Origin of the sequence: Mesorhizobium sp. M1322 (genome assembly GCF_040318085.1) — a bacterium.
In the GTDB taxonomy this organism is placed as follows: Bacteria; Pseudomonadota; Alphaproteobacteria; order Rhizobiales; family Rhizobiaceae; genus Mesorhizobium.
The window spans coordinates 1-1076 of sequence record NZ_JAMYLP010000212.1; the positions used below are offsets into that span (position 1 = coordinate 1).

The 1076-nt window shown below is 58.2% G+C and carries 1 protein-coding gene; it reads right to left on the reverse strand.

The features are described from left to right. Nucleotides 1–151: 151 nt before the first annotated feature. The coding region (locus NKH12_RS30430) for an alpha/beta fold hydrolase (protein ID WP_352956482.1) at nt 152–1076 on the reverse strand (925 nt) is incomplete at its 5' end.

The following is a 1076-nucleotide window of genomic DNA, read 5'->3' on the forward strand; positions in this document are numbered from 1 at the left end:
GGGAGATCGGCGCCTCTTTCGGCAATATCGATCGCAGTCAACGAGGCGGCGCAGATTGCCGGCTGAACCAGTTTGGGAACAGATGCGGTCGCGGCGGCGACCTCAATATCTCGAGTATCTCGCCATAAGTCTCCGGGGCCACTTTCTGTTCTCAGAGATATGGCGATCCGCCTTCGGTAAGGTTGTAGCGACCGATGAGCCAGTTTACCGCTTCGCTCTGGTCTCGTTGGATCGTGTGAGCTGCTTTCAGCAGGTGGAATTCCGAATTCTTGATCATCTTTGCCAGCTTCCACCCGCGGTCGGGCGCCACGGAGGCGTCGTCCGTGGACCAGATAAGCATTGTCTTGCCCTGAAGCCGATCAATGTTGGGGAAGATGTACTTCTGCTGCAGCAGGACATATTGTCTCATATCGGTTTCTTCTAAAGGCAGGTGCTTCCGGACCTCCCATTTTCCGCGCGTCGCGGGCCGCCGATAGGCTATTCGCCGATACTCCTCTAGCTCAGCCTGATACGGATCCTGCCCGTAGGCGATGGCGCCTCTCCGCACATATTCCTCTTCACTCGGCATCGGCCCGGTATAGTCGTATGATGTGGCGGCGGCATGGAGCCATGCATCGTCACGCTCGTCTCCAAATGGCTCGGGTCCGATTGGCGGCGATACGGAGCTGGCGGTGAGCAGGACGACTTTCGAAACAAGATCGGGACGCACGATCGCGACCCGCGCCGCGACGAATGATCCTTCTGAATGGCCGACCAGCGTGATCTGCTTCAACCCCATTGCTTCGATGAAACCAATGACATGGTCTACGCGACCGAGCCGGTTAATATATTTGCCAGGAGTAGGATCGTCCGTCCCACCGAATTGGAGTTGATCAAGCGCGATTACTCTGAATTGATCGGATAGGCCGTGCAGCTGCCAAATCCAGCTGAGCCTCGCATCAGAGATTTCCCCCGGCGCCGCCCCATGGAGAAGCACAATCGGACGACCGGCTCCCGTCTCGTAATAGGTCGACCCGATACCGCCAACCGACATGCGGCGTTCAGGGATGAGCGTTTTGCCGGTGGGCCGCGGCGCC